The 17,235-nt window shown below is 64.6% G+C and carries 13 protein-coding genes; 9 read left to right on the top strand and 4 right to left on the bottom strand.

Annotated elements, in window-relative coordinates; genetic code table 11:
• Window positions 1-73: 73 nt before the first annotated feature.
• Window positions 74-772, bottom strand: a complete 699-nt coding sequence (locus tag QOU61_RS20225) for a redoxin domain-containing protein (RefSeq protein WP_289652964.1) — start codon at window positions 770-772, stop codon at window positions 74-76.
• 205 nt (window positions 773-977) lie between these two features.
• On the opposite strand from QOU61_RS20225, the gene QOU61_RS20220 reads away from it, so the two are divergent.
• On the top strand, window positions 978-4,715 hold the full coding sequence (locus QOU61_RS20220) for a YhdP family protein (RefSeq protein WP_289652963.1): 3,738 nt from the start codon (window positions 978-980) through the stop codon (window positions 4,713-4,715).
• A gap of 39 nt (window positions 4,716-4,754) precedes the next feature.
• Here the strand turns inward: QOU61_RS20220 and QOU61_RS20215 are convergent, their stop codons facing one another.
• Both QOU61_RS20215 and tyrS read right to left on the bottom strand, forming a co-directional pair.
• Window positions 4,755-6,014 (bottom strand): MFS transporter, encoded by a 1,260-nt coding sequence (locus tag QOU61_RS20215; protein WP_289652962.1) that lies wholly within the window; start codon window positions 6,012-6,014, stop codon window positions 4,755-4,757.
• 55 nt (window positions 6,015-6,069) lie between these two features.
• The gene (gene tyrS / locus QOU61_RS20210; RefSeq protein ID WP_289652961.1) at window positions 6,070-7,323 is read right to left on the bottom strand and encodes a tyrosine--tRNA ligase; all 1,254 of its coding nucleotides are present in this window, start codon (window positions 7,321-7,323) and stop codon (window positions 6,070-6,072) included.
• A 332-nt stretch (window positions 7,324-7,655) separates the two neighbouring features.
• Here tyrS and QOU61_RS20205 point away from each other — a divergent pair, with 332 nt between their 5' ends.
• Together QOU61_RS20205 and QOU61_RS20200 are read left to right on the top strand one after the other, a co-directional pair.
• Window positions 7,656-8,759: an anhydro-N-acetylmuramic acid kinase gene (locus QOU61_RS20205; protein ID WP_289652960.1), complete on the top strand. Its 1,104-nt coding sequence runs from the start codon at window positions 7,656-7,658 to the stop codon at window positions 8,757-8,759.
• A gap of 143 nt (window positions 8,760-8,902) precedes the next feature.
• A complete protein-coding gene (locus QOU61_RS20200; RefSeq protein ID WP_289652959.1) occupies window positions 8,903-9,577 on the top strand; it encodes a glutathione S-transferase family protein in 675 nt (224 codons plus the stop codon).
• Between the two features lie 4 nt (window positions 9,578-9,581).
• On the opposite strand, the gene QOU61_RS20195 is transcribed toward QOU61_RS20200, so the two are convergent.
• The gene (locus QOU61_RS20195) at window positions 9,582-10,229 is read right to left on the bottom strand and encodes an alpha/beta hydrolase (RefSeq protein WP_289652958.1); all 648 of its coding nucleotides are present in this window, start codon (window positions 10,227-10,229) and stop codon (window positions 9,582-9,584) included.
• Between the two features lie 312 nt (window positions 10,230-10,541).
• On the opposite strand from QOU61_RS20195, the gene QOU61_RS20190 reads away from it, so the two are divergent.
• From QOU61_RS20190 to QOU61_RS20165, 6 genes are all read left to right on the top strand, one after another.
• Window positions 10,542-11,708 carry a cysteine desulfurase family protein gene (locus QOU61_RS20190; RefSeq protein WP_289652957.1) on the top strand — a complete coding sequence of 389 codons (1,167 nt, stop codon included), beginning with the start codon at window positions 10,542-10,544 and terminating at the stop codon, window positions 11,706-11,708.
• A gap of 77 nt (window positions 11,709-11,785) precedes the next feature.
• On the top strand, window positions 11,786-13,267 hold the full coding sequence (gene sufB, locus QOU61_RS20185; RefSeq protein WP_289652956.1) for a Fe-S cluster assembly protein SufB: 1,482 nt from the start codon (window positions 11,786-11,788) through the stop codon (window positions 13,265-13,267).
• Window positions 13,268-13,393: 126 nt separating this feature from the next.
• The gene (sufC, locus tag QOU61_RS20180) at window positions 13,394-14,146 is read left to right on the top strand and encodes a Fe-S cluster assembly ATPase SufC (protein ID WP_289652955.1); all 753 of its coding nucleotides are present in this window, start codon (window positions 13,394-13,396) and stop codon (window positions 14,144-14,146) included.
• A 19-nt stretch (window positions 14,147-14,165) separates the two neighbouring features.
• Window positions 14,166-15,479 carry a Fe-S cluster assembly protein SufD gene (gene sufD / locus QOU61_RS20175; protein ID WP_289652954.1) on the top strand — a complete coding sequence of 438 codons (1,314 nt, stop codon included), beginning with the start codon at window positions 14,166-14,168 and terminating at the stop codon, window positions 15,477-15,479.
• Between the two features lie 79 nt (window positions 15,480-15,558).
• Window positions 15,559-16,830 (top strand): cysteine desulfurase, encoded by a 1,272-nt coding sequence (locus QOU61_RS20170; RefSeq protein ID WP_289652953.1) that lies wholly within the window; start codon window positions 15,559-15,561, stop codon window positions 16,828-16,830.
• A complete protein-coding gene (locus QOU61_RS20165; protein ID WP_289652952.1) occupies window positions 16,827-17,198 on the top strand; it encodes an SUF system Fe-S cluster assembly protein in 372 nt (123 codons plus the stop codon). The genes QOU61_RS20170 and QOU61_RS20165 overlap by 4 nt, the downstream gene beginning before the upstream one ends.
• The last annotated feature ends 37 nt before the right edge of the window (window positions 17,199-17,235 follow it).

Below are 17,235 nucleotides of genomic sequence, written 5' to 3'. Positions count from 1 at the left end.
TTGATCGCGCTTTAGCATTTTGACTCGGCATGACGTTTTCGGAAAACCGGTATCCACTTTTCCGCATCATGCCCTAGGCAGCGCGCGCGGCCTCCAGCACCTGGTCGGCGTGACCGTCGACCCTGACATTGCGCCAGACCCGGATGATCCGGCCGTCGGCGCCGATCAGGACGGTGGTGCGAATGATTCCGAGGAAAGTCCGGCCGTACAGCGATTTTTCTCCCCAGGCGCCGTAGGCCTCGAGCATTTCGTGCTTCTCATCCGAGATCAGAGGCACCGCGAGCTTGTGCTTGTCGCGAAATGATTCCTGGGCCTTCAGGGAATCGGCGGAAATGCCGAGCACCTCGGTTCCCGCTTCGGCGAAGGCGCCCTTCAGCCGGGTGAAGTCGATCGCCTCCCTGGTGCATCCGGGCGTGTTGGCGCGCGGGTAGAAGAACAGCACCAGCTTCTTTCCGGCATAGTCGGACAGCGAAGCCGTGCCGCCGCCATCGCGCGGGAGGCGGAAAGCCGGCGCTTTGGTGCCCTCGGCAAGCCCGACAGGAGCGGGCTTCGTCTGAGTCTTGGCGGGACTCTTGCGGCTTGCCGCCGCAGCCACCCTTAACGCTTTCGACGCAGCCCTGTGGGAGGCTTTGCCACGTGCGCTCTTGGCTGGCCCGGCCGACGCCCGGGCCGTGGTTTTTACGGCCTTTGCCTTGGCCCGCTTCGGCGATCGCGCAGGCGTTCGGCCCGCGGAGGATGTTTTTGGGGATTTCTTGCGCGTTTTCTTGGACATACGCCTTCCTTTCGTCGCTTTCGGCGGATCAATCATTAGGCTATTGCAAGGGTGGTCCGGCTTGCGGGATTCGCGCCCCGCGGCTGGGCAAGCCCAACGGCCGCAGAGTATGGTTTAGAGGAATTCGACGCACCTCCCGACCGCTTGTTGAATGTGCCCGTTGGGCCTTGCGATGAGCAACGGGGTAAATCGAGGATTGGCCGTCATGCCGGCTTCGGATCGCCCGCCGCCCGTCGACGGACGAAACAGTGGCGGCGATCGATCCTGCTACGAACGCCAGCACCGAGAGGCAATGGCCAGGAATACGTCGACCCCTGGAGCCAACCGAGGCTCGATCCAGCGCGTTGACGCCCAGCGCTCGCACTGGGACGATGCCGATTGGGACCAGGAAGGTGAGGACGCGGCTGGTCACCAGGCGCGGCGTCTGTTGTCGCGCTCCGACAACGGCCTTCACCGCTTCGGCGACAAATGCGCGGCGATGCGGCGCTGGGTCGCCGGCGAGCGCTGGGTCAAACGTTTTGCCATTGTGCTCGGGGCACTGCTTCTCATTTTCGCCGGCTGCTTCGGCGCATTGTGGTGGCGGCTCGGCGCCGGCCCGATCAATCTCGACATGGCGACGCCGTGGCTTGCCGCCGCGATCGAAGACAATATCGGCCATGGCAACACCGTCGAGGTCGGCGGCACGCAGATCGAGCGCGCGGGCCGCATCCGGATCGCGGTGCGCATCCGCGATATCGTGGTGCGCGATCGCGACCGCGTCGTGGTGGCCACCGCGCCGAAGGCGGAAGTCAGGCTGTCCGGCACCGCGCTGCTGATGGGTCGGCTGCGCGCCGAAAGCCTCAACCTCGTCGATGCCGAGCTCGCGGTGCGGATCACGCCGGACGGCTACGTCACCGTCTATACCGGCGATACCGCCAAGCCGCTTGCGACCGGTGTGGCCTCCAAGCGCGACGCCGGCCTGCCGCCGACCTTCCCGCGGCCGGGCGCACCTCCTGTGACGGTTGCTACGCCTGCACCTTCGGCAGCGCCGCCAGGCGTCGCGCAGGCAGGCAGTGCGCAAAGTGGGCTGCTCGCCGGCCTCGACTGGCTCGACAGCCTGAGCCTCACCGGGCTCGACGGCCAGAACCTCAACGAGATCGGCCTGAAGAATGGCAACCTGATCGTCGACGACCAGCAGCGCGGCAACAAATGGACCTTCGACAATATCAGCCTCAGCCTGCGGCGCCCGAGCGCCGGCGGCGTGGCGCTGAGCCTGGGCGAGGAGGGCGCGCATCCCTGGTCGCTGCGGGTGACCGTCGGTCCGCCGGAGAACGGCGTGCGCTCGGTCGACATCCGCGCCGACAAGGTCTCCACCTCGAACATCCTGCTGGCGCTGCGGCTGAAGGACCTGACCTACAGCGCCGACCTGCCGCTGTCCGGCGAGCTGAAGGGCGAACTCGGCCGTGACGGCCTGCCGACCTATTTCCGCGGCAAGCTCACGGCGGGCAGCGGCAACATCATCGACAGCGACACGCCCGATTATCCGATGGCGATCGATTCCGCCGAGCTGAGCGTCGAGTGGGATTCCGGGCGGCGGGTGCTGGTCGCGCCGTTCAAGGTCGTCTCCGGCCCCAACCGCGTCACGCTGCTCGCCCATCTCGAACCGCCGAACGACAATGTCACTGACTGGCAGCTCGGCTTCTCCGGCGGCACCATCATGCTCGGCGGAATCGACAACGAGCCGCCGCTGATCTTCAACCGTATCGCGGTCGGTTTCCGCTTCGACACCGACCACAAGCGGGTGACGCTGACGCAGGCCGACATCAGCAACGGAGAGATCGGCGTCGCCGGCACCGGCAGCATCGACTATGCCGGCGAAGCGCGGCTGCAGCTAGGCTTCGCGGGCACGCCGATGAACGCGTCCGCGCTGAAGCGCATGTGGCCGACGCTGATCGTGCCCGAGGTGCGCGAATGGGTGATCGACCGCATCGAGCGCGGCGCGGTGCAGCGCATCGAGGTCGGCGTCAACTCGCCGGTGCGCAACCTTTCCCGCAAGGGTCCGCCGATTCCGGACGACGGGCTTGCGGTCAACATCGTGGCGAGCGGTGTGACGGTGCGCCCCGTCGACGAGATGCCCTCCGTGCGCGACGCGGATCTGCGCGCGCACGTCACCGGGCGCACGGCGAGCGTGACGATCGGGCAGGGGATCGCCGACACCCCCGCCGGCCGCAAGCTGACGATTTCCGATTTCTCGTTCGAAGTGCCCGACATGGCGCCGAAGCCTTCGCCCGCCAAGGTCAAGTTCCGGATCGACGGCCCGGTTCCGGCGGCAGCAGAAATTCTCGCCTCCGACCGCCTCAGCGAATTCGCCGGCACGCTGGTGGATCCCAACAACAGCAAGGGCAACGTCACCGCGACGGTCAATCTCGGCCTGCCGGTCAAGCGCGAGCTGACCAAGGCGGACACCTCTTACGCGATATCGGCCGATCTCAACGGCTTCGCCGCCGACAAGCTGGTGATGAACCAGAAGCTCGAGGCGAACACGCTCAAGGTGGTCGCCAACAACCAGGGTTATCAGGTCAAGGGTGACGTCAAGATCAACGGGCAGGTCTGCGCGCTCGACTACCGCAAGCCGGCCGAGGGCGATGCCGACGTGAAGTTGCAGGCGACGCTGGATGATGCGAGCCGCGCGCGGCTCGGGCTCGATCTCGGGCCTGCGGTCTCCGGCGCGATCCCGATCAAGCTGACCGGCAAGATCTCCAGCGGCGATCGCGATACCCGCATGGGCATCGAGGCCGATCTCACGGCGCTGAAGCTCGACAACATCCTGCCGGGCTGGGTCAAGGTCCCCGGCAAATCCGGGCGTGCCACCTTCAACGTGGTGCCGAAGGCGCAATCGACGCGTTTCGAGGACATCGTCATCGAGGGCGGCGGCGTCTCGATCAAGGGCTCGCTCGAGGTCGACCAGAACGGCGACCTCATGAACGCGAACTTCCCGACCTATGCGCCTTCCGAGGGCGACAAGAGCTCGCTCAAGGCCGAGCGCGGCGCCGACGGCGTGGTGCGGGTTGTCATGCGCGGCGACGTGTTCGACGGCCGCGGCTTCCTCAGGTCGGCGATCTCGGGCAGCCCGAGCAAGGATGCCGACAGCAAGAACAAGATGAAGAACGTCGACCTCGACGTCGATCTCAAGCTCGGCGCGGTCGCTGGCTTCAACGGCGAGGCGGTGCGCAGTGCCGACGTCAAGCTCTCACGCCGCGGCGGCGTGTTCAGGAATTTTGCGCTGAACGGCAAGATCGGGCGCGACACGACCGTCACCGCCGACTTCCGGGGCCGCGGCCAGGGCCAGGGGCGCGATGTCATCGTGCTGCAGACCAACGACGCCGGCGCCTTCTTCCGCTTCACCGACACCTATTCCAAGATGATCGGCGGCCAGCTCAACCTCGCCATGGAGCCGCCGACCGTCGAGCCCAGCGCCAAGGACGGCCTGATCAACGTCCGCGATTTTTCGGTGAAGGGCGAGGGCGCGCTTGACCGCGTCGCCGCCGGCGGCCCCGTCGGCGTGCAGAACGGCGTCTCGTTCTCGGCGCTGCGCGCGGAATTCAGCCGGCAAAGCGGCCAGCTTGCGATCCGGGAAGGCGTGGTGAAAGGCCCGACCATCGGGCTGACGATCGAGGGGACCATCGACTACGTCGCCAATCAGGTGCGCATGAGCGGCACGATCGTTCCTTTGTACGGCCTGAACAACATGTTCGGTCAGCTGCCGGTCATTGGCCTGGTCCTCGGCGGTGGCAGCAATGAAGGCCTGTTCGGCGTGACCTATGAAGTCGTCGGCAGTCCCGGACAGCCGGTGTTTCGGGTCAACCCGATTTCGGCGATCTTGCCCGGCGTGACGCGCAAGGTCATGGAGTTCAACACCGGCAAGCAGTACAACCCGACCGAATTCCCGACGCCGAACAATTGACGGCGATCGCCGCGCCCAAACACGCCGCGCGGTGACGTTTCAGCGCCGCAGCGCCGGCACGACCAAAAACGGAATCATCCCGAGGATCACGCTTACAAGCGAGAATGCGATCACGGGATTGTAGCTGTGGCTGAGGTCGTGGATCAGGCCGCCGCTCCACGAGCCGAGCGCCGATCCGAGCCCACCGCCGACCGAGATCATGCCGTAGATGGTCCCGACGCGTTTTCCCCGAAAGATCTTCATCGCCGTTGCAGTCAGGAGCGGCCCGCGCGAACCGATCATGCTGCCGAAGGTGACGACGAAGGCGGTGAGAATCCAGAAATTCGGGTGGAACTGCAAAAGCCAGAGCAGCAGGATGCCGACAATCGAGATTGCGTAGCTGATGAGGACCGATGGCCTGCGCCCGATCAGGCTGTCGAGCTGGGTGACGCCGAGCATGCCGAACAGCAGCACCACGCCGGAAAATCCCCAGGCGGTTGCGGCCTCAAGCGGCGCAAAGCCGGCATCGATCAGGTAGGCGACGATCTGCGCCGAGATCGCGAACATGCCGACCGCGGTGAAGAAGAAGGTCGCAAACACCGCCCAGAAGGCGTGGTGCCGCATCGCGCTGAGGAGCGTCCAGCCTTCGCCCGCGAGATCGGCGTCGGCCTTCCTGACGACGTGCGGCGAGCCGCCCGAGAACAGCCGCCACGGCAGCAGCCAGAGCGGAACAAGCAGTGCGAGCGCGCAAAATCCGAAGATCTGATAGGCGCCGCGCCAGCCAAAATGATCGATCAGGATCTGCGACGCCGGCAGCAGCACCAGCACGCCGGCGCCGGTCGCGGAATAGACCACGGCCATCGCGGTCGGCAGCCGCGGGCCGAACCAGCGGCCGAGCAGGATCGAGTTCGGCACGTTGCCGATCAGCGCGATCCCGATGCCGACCGCAAGTCCGACGCTGAGCTGGAAATGCCAGAGCGACGACGCATGCGCGGCAGCCAGGAACGCCGCGCCGATCATCATTATGCCGAGTGAATAGACGGCGCGCGGACCTGAATGGTCGAACAGGCGGCCGATCAGCGGCGCGGTCAGCCCGCCGGCAAACCAGATCAGCGAATAGACCGAAACCACCTGGGCGCGGTCCCAGCCGAAGTCCTGCGCGATCGGCTTGAGGAAGACCGTAAAGCTTTCGCCTAGCCCGCGGCCGAGCACCGACAGCGCAAAGCACAGTGCGAGCACGTTGAGCGCCGTGCGCGCCGGCTTTGCCGGATGCGCCAATGCCTCCTCGCCCGGCGGCGGCTTCGAAGTCGTCTGATCCATCCGGAAGAGGGAGCCGCGTTTCCACAACTCCCGCAAGCGCCAAAAGCGAATAAGCCTATGCGGGCCGGATGAGGACGTGGCGCTTCTTGCCAAGCGACAGCTTGATCACGCCCTCGGTGGTGAGATCGGCCGCCGTCAGCAGCATCTTCTCGTCGGTGACGGGGCTGTCGTTGACGCGCAGGCCGCCGCCCTTGATCTGGCGCCGCGCCTCGCCATTGGAGGCGACAAGCCCGGCCTTGACGAACAGCGTCAGCACGCCGCTGCCCGATTCAAGTTCGCCGCGCGGAATTTCCACCGTCGGCAGGTTCGTTGCGATCGCGCCTTCCTCAAAGGTCTGGCGCGCGGTTTCCGCCGCCTGCCGCGCGGCGTCGGCGCCATGCAGCAGCGTGGTCGCCGCATCCGCGAGCGCCTTCTTGGCCTCGTTGATCTCGGCGCCCTTGAGCGCGGCCAGCTTTTCGATTTCGGCGAGCGGCAGCGTCGTGAACAGTTTCAGGAAGCGCGGGACGTCGGCGTCTTCGGTGTTGCGCCAGAACTGCCAGTATTCGTACGGGCTCTTCATGTCGGCGTTGAGCCAGACCGCGCCGCTTGCGGTCTTGCCCATCTTCTCGCCCGAGGCGGTCGTGATCAGCGGCGTGGTCAGCGCGTGGAGCTGCGGCGTGCCCATGCGGCGGCCGAGGTCGATGCCGTTGACGATGTTGCCCCACTGGTCGGAGCCGCCCATCTGCAGCCGGCAATCGTAGCGTCTGTTGAGCACGACATAGTCGTAGGCCTGCAGGATCATGTAGTTGAACTCGATGAAGCTCATCTCCTGGTCGCGTTCGAGCCGCAGCTTCACCGAGTCCATTGCGAGCATGCGGTTGACGGAGAAATGCCGGCCGATGTCGCGCAGCATCTCGATCCAGTTCAGCTTCGTCAGCCATTCGGCGTTGTCGGGCATCACCGCGTCGCTCTTGCCCTCGCCGAAGCTGAGGAAGTGCGAGAACACCTGATTGATGCCGGCCTTGTTGCGGTCGATCTCCTCGATCGAGAGGATCTTGCGGGTCTCGTCCTTGCCGGAGGGATCGCCGACGCGCGTGGTGCCGCCGCCCATCAGCGCGATCGGCTTGTTGCCGGTCTGCTGCAGCCAGTACAGGCACATGATCTGCACCATCGAGCCGACATGCAGGGAGGGCGCGGTGCAGTCGAAGCCGATATAGGCGACGAGCTCGCGCTTGTGCGCCAGCGCATCAAGCGATTCGGGGTCCGAGATCTGCTGAATGAAGCCCCGGCTCTGCAACACATTCAGAAAATCAGATTTAAATGCAGTCATTTGTCTTGGACCTGATGGTTCGGAAGCTCTCTTCAGCACGGCTTCGGGGTTCGTCAAACGAACTTCTGGACCGAAACCACACCAGAATCATAGATTTGCCGGTATTCTCGCGAATACGACATTCGCTGGCGAACGTGCCGCGCCATCGTGCGAATGTCGTATTCGGGATACCGGGTCATTCTTGTTTTACGGTATTTGCATCTAATTCCAGAACTTTGGCCGGAACTGGCTGCCGCCGGGCTGCGCGCTGTGGCATTATAAGATGTGCTTGTTTGGCACAAGCTGGATGACACAGGGAGCAGGGTAGGCAGAGCGTCAGAGGCGCGATCGCTATGATGTTGACGACGATCGGACTGATGAGCGGCACCTCGCTCGATGGGGTCGACGTCGCCATGCTCGAAACCGACGGCAAGCGGGTGAAATCCTTCGGCCCGTCCGGTTACCGGCCCTATACCGACCAGGAACGCCATCTTCTTCGCCAGGCGCTGACCGCCGCCGTCGATCTGTCGCAGCGCGACGCGCGGCCGGGCGTGCTGCGCGAGGCCGAGCGGGCCGTCACGGTGGCCCATGCGGAAGCGGTCGCCGCCTTCCAGGCCCAGCATCGCATCACGGCCGAGCACATCGACATCGTCGGCTTCCATGGCCAGACCGTGCTGCACCGGCCCGAGCGCAGGCTCACCGTGCAGATCGGCGATGCGGCCGCGCTGGCGAAAGCGATCCATATCCCGGTCATGCATGATTTCCGCGCCGCCGACGTCGCCGCCGGCGGCCAGGGCGCGCCCTTCGTGCCGGTCTATCACCGCGCGCTGGCGCAATCGCTCGACCGCGAGGGGCCCGTCGTCGTGGTTAACATCGGCGGCGTCTCCAACATCACCTATATCGACGGCGACGATGCCCTGATCGCCTGCGACACCGGGCCCGGCAACGCGCTGATCGACGACTACATCTTCCGCGTGGCCGGCCAGCCCTACGACTGCGAGGGAAGGCTGGCGGCGCAGGGCATGGTCGATGTTGCCTGGATCCGCCGCGCGCTCGAACTGCCATTCTTTGCGGCCCCGCCGCCGAAATCGCTCGACCGCAACGACTTCGCAGCCCTCAGCCTCGGCAACAGGAAGCCGGCCGATGGTGCGGCGACCTTGACCGCGTTCACCGCCGAAGCCATCGCGCGGATCGTGACCCATCTGCCGAAAGTGCCGAGGAGCTGGATCGTCGCGGGCGGCGGTGCCCGCAACCTCACCATGCTCCGCATGCTGCGCGAGCGGCTCGATCCCGCGCCGGTCGAGGCCGCCGAGGCGCTGGGCTGGGCGGCCGACGCGATCGAGGCGCAGGCCTTCGGCTTCCTTGCCGCGCGCGGCCTGAAAGGCCTGCCGCTCAGCTACCCCGCCACCACGGGCGTGCCGATGCCGATGACCGGAGGTGTCATCGCAAGGCCCTAGCAGCGGCCGATTTGAGGTCCGTCCGGCTTCCATCAATCGACGCGGCAGACTTCAAGCCGAAAACGGATACCGAGCGGACACCTTGACGATTCATGCAATTGCATCTAATTTGGATGCATCTGCATGGAATGACGAGGCGTGCCATGGCCGCAGCCCTGAAACTGATCAGCCACAAGCTTTGCCCCTATGTGCAGCGCGCCGTGATCGCGCTCACCGAGAAAGGCGTTCCGTTCGAGCGCGTCGATATCGACCTCGCCAACAAGCCGGACTGGTTCCTGAAGCTGTCGCCGCTGGGCAAGACGCCGGTGCTTGTGGTCGGCGACACCCCGATCTTCGAATCCGCCGTCATCCTCGAATATCTGGAGGAGACGCAAGCAAGGCCGCTGCATCCTGCCGATCCGTTGCGCCGCGCCGAGCATCGCGGCTGGATCGAATTCGGCTCAGCCGTCCTCAACGACATCGCAGGCCTCTACACGGCTCCCGACGAGGCCGCGTTCAGGACGAAGGCGTCGCAGCTCGCGCAGAAATTCGCGCGCCTGGAGGCACGCGTCGCGGCTTCGCCCTGGTTCGATGGGGAAAATTTCTCGCTGGTCGATGCTGTGTTCGGCCCGGTGTTCCGCTATTTCGACGTGTTCGACCAAATCGGTGATTTCGGCATCCTAGCCGGCAAGCCGAAGCTTGCGCGCTGGCGCGCGACACTCGCTTCCCGGCCGTCGGTCAAATCGGCGGTCAGTCCCGACTATCCGGCGCTGCTTGCGGATTTCCTGAAGCGGCGCAATTCGTGGATTTCAGGGCTGCAGGCCCGCGCCGCCGCGTAGGCCGCTAGCGCACGTTGGCGAGCCGCATGTCGAGATAGGCGGTGATCGTCTCCATCAGCGGCTCGAGCTTGCCGTCGAAGAAATGGTTGGCGCCCGGAATCACCTGTTGATCGATCACGATGCCCTTCTGCGTCTTCAGCTTCTCGACCAGCGTGTTGACGTCCTTGGGCGGCACCACCGCATCCTTCTCGCCATGCACGATCAGCCCGGAGGACGGGCAGGGCGCGAGGAAGGAGAAGTCGTAGAGGTTGGCGGGTGGCGCGATCGAGATGAAGCCCTCGACCTCCGGACGGCGCATCAGGAGCTGCATGCCGATCCAGGCGCCGAACGAGAAGCCCGCGACCCAGCAGGCGCGCGCCTCGGGGTTGATGGTCTGCGCCCAGTCGAGCGCGGACGCCGCGTCCGACAACTCGCCACTGCCGTGATCGAACGAGCCCTGGCTGCGGCCGACGCCGCGGAAGTTGAAGCGCAGCACCGAGAACCCGCGATGGGCGAAGGCGTAATAGCACTGATAGACGATCTGGTGATTCATCGTGCCGTGAAATTGCGGATGTGGATGCAGGATCATGGCGATCGGCGCGTTCTTCTGCTTGGCCGGATGGTAACGGCCTTCGAGACGGCCTGCCGGGCCGGTGAAAATGACTTCAGGCATTGGGATCCCTTGAGATCATCGACCGATTTGTGCCGGCTCGATCTGGCTGGTTCAGCCGAGCCATCGCGAGACGAAGGGTGATCGGCATCGTTGGGCGGATCGTACGAACGGCGCCCGGTGTGAATTAGCGGCCGCGTTCTAGCATGGAGCGAGGGGCAAAAAGCAAGCATCTTGAACATATGGCTGGGCGTTCAAGAAGTTAGACGCGGGTTTTGAACGCGACGGGGCCATCGCCACGTGTCATAAGGCGCCGGGACGGCGGGGCATGGTTCTCCGCAGATCGCGGACGGTTTTCGGGTAATATCGTGCGCAATGGCTGAAAGACTCTACTTCGACTGGAACGCGACCACGCCGCTTCGCCCCGAGGCGCGCGACGCGATGGCTGCGGCGCTCGGGCTGGTCGGCAATCCGTCGTCAGTCCACGCCGAGGGCCGCCGCGCCCGCCATCTGGTCGAGGAGGCGCGGGCCGCGGTCGCCGGCGCGGTCGGGGCTTCGGCTCGCAATGCAGTGTTCACCTCGGGTGGCACCGAGGCCAACGCGCTGGCGCTCACCCCGGGGCTTCGCACGCCTGCCGGCGCGCCGGTGGAGCGGCTTGTGCTTTCGGCGATCGAACATCCATCGGTGCTGTCGGGCGGGCGCTTTGCGCGGGAAGCGATCATGGCGATCGGTGTGACGCCGTCGGGGCATCTCGACCTCGATCGCTTGCGCGCGGCGCTCTCGGCCGGCCCGCCGGCGCTGGTATCGGTCATGGCGGCCAATAACGAGACCGGCGCGCTTCAGCCAATCTCTGAAGTGGCTGACATCGCACATGAGGCGGGATCGCTGCTGCATGTCGACGCGATCCAGGCGCTAGGTAAAATACCGTTCAATATCAATGAGATATGGGCAGATATTGTCACTCTATCGGCACACAAGATCGGCGGGCCCAAGGGCGTTGGCGCTGCCATCTTCCGCGAAGGCCTTGCCGGCCTCGAACCGCTGCTGCGCGGTGGCGGCCAGGAGTTCGGGCGGCGTGCCGGCACCGAGAATGTGGCAGGGATTGCGGGGTTCGCGGCCGCGATGAAGGCGGCGATGGCCGCGCTGCCGGCTGAGGAGCGCCGCCTGGAGGCCCTGCGGAACCGGCTTGAGGCCGGCTTGCGCGAGACGAAGGGGCTCATCATCTTCTCAGCCGACGGACCCCGGCTGCCCAATACCACTTTGTTCGCAGCCCCGGGACTGAAGGCTGAAACCGCCGTAATCGGCTTCGACCTCGAGGGGATCGCGGTTTCCTCAGGTTCGGCCTGTTCCTCCGGCAAAGTGCAGCCCTCCCACGTGCTGAAGGCCATGGGGGTCGGTTCCGCCCTGGCCCAGGGAGCGGTGCGGCTCAGTCTGGGCTGGTCCACGCAGGAAGCGGACGTCGATTTATGCGTTCAGGCTTGGCGAAAGCTCGCCAATACCCTACTTAGAGGGGAGGACGAAACACTGCTTGAACGGTTCTAAGCGGGTTTCGTTGGCAACGCGCCGAGCTTTTTGGAACCGATCCACCGCGGTCCTTGAAACCGCGAGCGGAGGATTAAATGCCAGCCGTACAAGAGACGGTCGAACGCGTCAGGCGTATCGACGTCGACCAATACCGCTATGGGTTCGAGACGCTGATCGAATCCGACAAGGCCCCGAAGGGCCTGTCGGAGGATACGATCCGCTTTATCTCAGCCAAAAAGAACGAGCCGGCCTGGATGCTGGAGTGGCGGCTGGAAGCCTATCGCCGCTGGCTGACCATGACCGAGCCGACCTGGGCGCGCGTCGACTATCCCCGGATCGATTACCAGGAGCTCTATTACTACTCGGCGCCAAAGCCGAAGAAGCAGGTCGGTTCGCTGGACGAGATCGATCCCGAAATCCTCAAGACCTACGAGAAGCTCGGCATTCCCCTGCGCGAGGTCGAAGTGCTCGAGGGCGTGGTCAGGCCCGAAGGCGAGCGCAGGATCGCCGTTGACGCTGTGTTCGATTCGGTTTCGGTCGCCACCACCTTCAAGGATGAACTGATGAAGGCCGGCGTGATCTTCATGCCGATTTCGGAGGCGATCCGCGAGCATCCCGAGCTCGTGAAGAAGTATCTCGGCTCGGTCGTGCCGACCTCGGACAATTTTTTCGCGACGCTGAACTCCGCGGTATTCTCAGACGGCTCCTTCGTCTATGTGCCGCCCGGCGTGCGCTGCCCGATGGAGCTCTCGACCTATTTCCGCATCAATGAGCGCAACACCGGCCAGTTCGAGCGCACGCTGATCATCGCCGACAAGGGGTCTTACGTCTCCTATCTCGAAGGCTGCACTGCGCCGCAGCGCGACGAGAACCAGCTGCACGCCGCCGTGGTCGAGCTGGTCGCCCTCGACGACGCCGAGATCAAGTACTCGACCGTGCAGAACTGGTATCCGGGCAACTCCGAAGGCAAGGGCGGCATCTACAATTTCGTCACCAAGCGTGGCGACTGCCGCGGCAACAATTCCAAGATCTCCTGGACCCAGGTCGAGACCGGCTCGGCGATCACCTGGAAATATCCAAGCTGCATCCTGCGCGGCGACAATTCTCGCGGCGAATTCTATTCGATCGCGATCTCGAACGGTTTCCAGCAGGTCGATTCCGGCACCAAGATGCTGCACCTCGGCAAGAACACGACGAGCCGCATCATCTCCAAGGGCATCGCGGCCGGAAAATCGCAGAACACCTATCGCGGTCTCGTCACTGCGCACCGGAAAGCCACCAACGCCCGCAACTTCACCGCCTGCGACTCGCTCCTGATCGGTGACAAGTGCGGGGCGCACACCGTGCCCTATATAGAAGCCAAGAACTCTTCGGCGACCTTCGAGCACGAGGCGACCACCTCGAAAATCTCGGAGGACGTGCTGTTCTATTGCACGCAGCGCGGCCTGTCACAGGAAGAAGCCGTCGGCCTCGTCGTCAACGGCTTCGTGAAAGACGTGCTGCAGCAACTGCCGATGGAGTTCGCGGTGGAAGCGCAGAAGCTGATCTCGATCAGCCTCGAGGGTTCAGTGGGATAGGTCCTCATCCTGAGGAGGTCGCGCAAGCGCGCCGTCTCGAAGAATGAGAGGAAGAATTTGCGTGCCACGTCCTTCGAGACGCGCCTCCGGCGCTCCCGAGGTGCGAGGAAACAACGGAAGAAGATGATGGCATTGCTTGAAGTGAAAGACCTGCACGTCCGCGTCGAGGATCGCGAGATCCTGCATGGATTGTCGCTGACCGTAAACAAGGGCGAGGTGCATGCGATCATGGGGCCGAACGGCTCCGGCAAGTCGACGCTCTCCCACGTGATCGCCGGCAAGCCCGGCTACGAGGTCACAGAGGGGGAAATCCTGTTCAAGGGCGAAGACCTGCTGGCGATGGCGCCCGACGAGCGCGCTGCCAGTGGCGTGTTTCTCGCCTTCCAGTATCCCGTGGAAATTCCCGGCGTCACCACCATGAATTTCCTGCGTACGGCCTACAACGCCCAGCGCAAGGCGCGCGGCGAAGGGGAACTGATGGCGCCGGAGTTCCTGAAGAAGGTCCGAGAGGTCGCCAAATCCCTGAACATCCCGCAGGACATGCTCAAGCGCGGCGTCAATGTCGGCTTCTCCGGCGGCGAGAAGAAGCGCAACGAGGTGCTGCAGATGGCGCTGTTCGAGCCGAGCCTGTGTATCCTCGACGAAATGGATTCCGGCCTCGACATCGACGCGCTCCGGATCGCCGCCGACGGCGTCAATGCGCTGCGTTCGGCCGACCGCGGCATGGTCGTCATCACGCATTACCAGCGGCTGCTCAACTACATCGTGCCCGACTTCGTGCACGTGATGTCGAAAGGCCGCGTGGTCAAGAGCGGCGGCAAGGAGCTGGCGCTGGAGCTGGAGGAATCCGGCTACGCCCAGTTCGAGGACGCGGCCTGACAGGAAGACGGATCTTGCGATGAACATCGCTTTGGCAAAAACCGATACCCCATCGGCTGCGGCGCGCGCCTTCGCAGCGGCGCATGGCCGGCTGCCCGGCACGGGCAGGGTGGCCGAGGTGCGCCGCCAGGCCTTCGAGGCCTTCGAGCGCACCGGCCTGCCGCACCGGCGGATCGAGGAATGGAAATACACCGACCTGCGCATGCTGATGCGCGACGTGCTGCCGCTTGCGGCCGCGCCCGATGCGGCGGCGCTGGCGCGGGCCAAGGCGGCACTGGCCGCGCATGCGATCGAGGGGACGGCCAAGCTGGTGCTGGTCGACGGCCAGTTCGTACCCACGCTGTCCGACGCGGACAAGGCAATCAGCGTGCGCTCGTTGCGCGAGGTTCTTGAGAAGGAGGCCAATGAGGCGCGTGCCGATCTGCTCGTCACCGAGCAGAGCGATCCGATGCTTTCGCTCAACGCCGCGCTCGCCACCGACGGCGTCGTGGTCGGCGTCGCCGACGGCGTGACGCTCGAGCGGCCAATCCAGATCATTCACGTCGCAACCAGCGCTTCCGCATCGATCGTGACGCGTTCGCATCTGAAGTTCGGCAAGGGCTCGCGAGCGACGTTCGTGGAAAGCTTCGTCGCTGCCGAGGGCGCCAAGGGCTATCAGGTCAATGACGCCGTGATCATCTGGATCGGCGATGGCGCGGAGCTGGCGCATGTCCGGCTAATGGCTGATGCCACTGACGCGGTGAACGTCACCTCGGGCATCATCACGGCGGGCGCCAGGGCGCAGATCAAACTGTTCAACATGACGAGCGGCGGCGCGGTCAGCCGGTTCCAGGGATTTGTCACGTTCGCGGGCGAAGGCTCCGAGCTCACGGCCAACGGCGTCAATCTGTTGAACGGCAAGCAGCACGGCGACACGACGCTGGTCGTGGACCACGCGGTGCCGCATTGCACGAGCCGCGAGAATTTCCGTGCCGTGATCGACGATCGCGCCCATTCGGTGTTCCAGGGCCGCATCATCGTGCGTCCCGACGCGCAGAAGACCGACGGCAAGATGATGACGCGGGCGCTGCTGCTGTCGGACGAGGCGGAAGCCGACAACAAGCCGGAGCTCGAAATCTTTGCCGACGACGTCACCTGCGGCCACGGCGCGACTGCCGGTGCGCTCGACGACAGCCTGCTGTTCTACCTGCGCGCCCGCGGCCTTCCTGAGAAGGAAGCGCAGGCGCTCCTGATCCAGGCGTTCGTGGGCGAGGCGATCGAGGAGATTCCCGACGAGCGCCTGCGTGAGCTGGCGATCGCAACCGCGCAGCGCTGGCTGGAGACGCGGACATGACCAGCACCGCCGATCTGAAGTCCGCCGCACGCTTGCTAGTACCCTTTGCTTTCCGAAGTTCGTAAAGGAGGTTGCCGCAGTGTCCAACGAACCTCGGAAAGCGGATACCAGCCACCCGGCGGTGCTTAACGGCTCCTACGACGTGGCGCGCGTGCGCCAGGACTTTCCGGCGCTGGCGATGCAGATCTACGGCAAGCCGCTGGTCTATCTCGACAACGCCGCCTCCGCGCAGAAGCCGAAAGCGGTGCTTGACCGCATGATGCATGCCTACACGTCCGAATACGCCAACGTGCATCGCGGCCTGCATTATCTCGCCAATGCTGCGACCGAGGCCTATGAGGGCGCGCGGACCAAGGTCGCGCAGTTCGTCAACGCGCGACGCAGCGAAGAGATCATCTTCACCCGCAACGTCACCGAAGCGATCAACCTGGTTGCCTCGTCCTGGGGCGAGCCGAATATCGGCGAGGGTGATGAGATCGTGCTCTCGATCATGGAGCACCATTCCAACATCGTGCCCTGGCATTTCCTTCGGGAGCGCCACGGCGCCGTCATCAAATGGGCTGGTGTCGACGACGACGGCAATTTCCTGATCGAGGAATTCGAAAAGCTGCTCTCACCGCGCACCAAGCTGGTCGCGATCACCCAGATGTCGAATGCGCTCGGCACGGTGGTGCCGGTCAAGGAGGTCGTGCGGATCGCGCATGCGCGCGGCATCAAGGTGCTGGTCGACGGCGCGCAAGGCGCGGTGCACCTGCCGGTCGACGTTCAGGACATCGATTGCGACTTCTATGCCTTCACCGGCCACAAGCTCTACGGCCCGACCGGCATCGGCGTGCTCTATGCCAAGCATGAGCATCTGGTCGCGATGCGGCCTTACAACGGCGGCGGCGAGATGATCCGCGAGGTTGCGCAGGACTGGGTGACCTACGGCGATCCGCCGCACAAGTTCGAGGCCGGCACCCCGCCGATCGTGCAGGCGATCGGCCTTGGGGCGGCGATCGACTATGTCGATTCGATCGGCAAGGAGCGTATCGCCGCCCATGAGCATGGCCTTTTGACCTATGCGCAGGAGCGGCTGCGCGAGATCAACTCGCTACGCCTGATCGGAACGGCGAAAAACAAGGGGCCGGTGATCTCCTTCGACGTGAAGGGCGCCCATCCCCATGACGTGGCGACCGTCATCGACCGCCAGGGGATTGCGGTGCGTGCCGGCACTCATTGCGTGATGCCGCTTTTAGAGCGGTTCAACGTCACGGCGACCTGTCGAGCCTCGTTCGGCATGTATAATACGCGGGAAGAAGTCGATCATCTGGTGCAGGCGCTGATCAAGGCGCGGGAAATGTTCGCATGACTGAGGCAGCCGACGTCAAAACCGCCAACATGGAAACCCAATCGGCGCTGCCGCCGGAAGAGACCGAGCGGCTGAGCAGCGAGATCATCGCCGCGCTGAAGACGGTGTTCGACCCGGAAATTCCGGCCGACATCTACGAACTCGGCCTGATCTACAAGGTGGAGCTCAAGGACGACCGCAGCGTCGACGTCGTGATGACGCTGACCACGCCGAACTGTCCCGCGGCGGGCGAATTGCCGACCATGGTCGAGAACGCGATCGCGAGCGTTCCCGGCGTCGGCATCGTCAATGTCAATATCGTCTGGGAACCGCCGTGGTCGCCAGAACGGATGAGCGACGAGGCGCGCCTCGTTCTCAATATGTGGTGATGCGCGCGAACGGACGTTTGGCAACAGGCAGCTGGCA

The organism is Bradyrhizobium sp. NP1 (genome assembly GCF_030378205.1).
GTDB lineage: Bacteria > Pseudomonadota > Alphaproteobacteria > Rhizobiales > Xanthobacteraceae > Bradyrhizobium.
This window is presented reverse-complemented; position numbering and strand designations above follow the sequence as displayed.

What these genes read in the sequence shown, in the direction of transcription:
- QOU61_RS20225 (WP_289652964.1), bottom strand. Translation starts at nt 772, where the DNA reads ATGTCCAAGAAAACGCGCAAGAAATCCCCAAAAACATCCTCCGCGGGC.
- QOU61_RS20220 (WP_289652963.1), top strand. Translation starts at nt 978, where the DNA reads ATGCCGGCTTCGGATCGCCCGCCGCCCGTCGACGGACGAAACAGTGGC.
- QOU61_RS20215 (WP_289652962.1), bottom strand. Translation starts at nt 6,014, where the DNA reads ATGGATCAGACGACTTCGAAGCCGCCGCCGGGCGAGGAGGCATTGGCG.
- tyrS (WP_289652961.1), bottom strand. Translation starts at nt 7,323, where the DNA reads ATGACTGCATTTAAATCTGATTTTCTGAATGTGTTGCAGAGCCGGGGC.
- QOU61_RS20205 (WP_289652960.1), top strand. Translation starts at nt 7,656, where the DNA reads ATGATGTTGACGACGATCGGACTGATGAGCGGCACCTCGCTCGATGGG.
- QOU61_RS20200 (WP_289652959.1), top strand. Translation starts at nt 8,903, where the DNA reads ATGGCCGCAGCCCTGAAACTGATCAGCCACAAGCTTTGCCCCTATGTG.
- QOU61_RS20195 (WP_289652958.1), bottom strand. Translation starts at nt 10,229, where the DNA reads ATGCCTGAAGTCATTTTCACCGGCCCGGCAGGCCGTCTCGAAGGCCGT.
- QOU61_RS20190 (WP_289652957.1), top strand. Translation starts at nt 10,542, where the DNA reads ATGGCTGAAAGACTCTACTTCGACTGGAACGCGACCACGCCGCTTCGC.
- sufB (WP_289652956.1), top strand. Translation starts at nt 11,786, where the DNA reads ATGCCAGCCGTACAAGAGACGGTCGAACGCGTCAGGCGTATCGACGTC.
- sufC (WP_289652955.1), top strand. Translation starts at nt 13,394, where the DNA reads ATGGCATTGCTTGAAGTGAAAGACCTGCACGTCCGCGTCGAGGATCGC.
- sufD (WP_289652954.1), top strand. Translation starts at nt 14,166, where the DNA reads ATGAACATCGCTTTGGCAAAAACCGATACCCCATCGGCTGCGGCGCGC.
- QOU61_RS20165 (WP_289652952.1), top strand. Translation starts at nt 16,827, where the DNA reads ATGACTGAGGCAGCCGACGTCAAAACCGCCAACATGGAAACCCAATCG.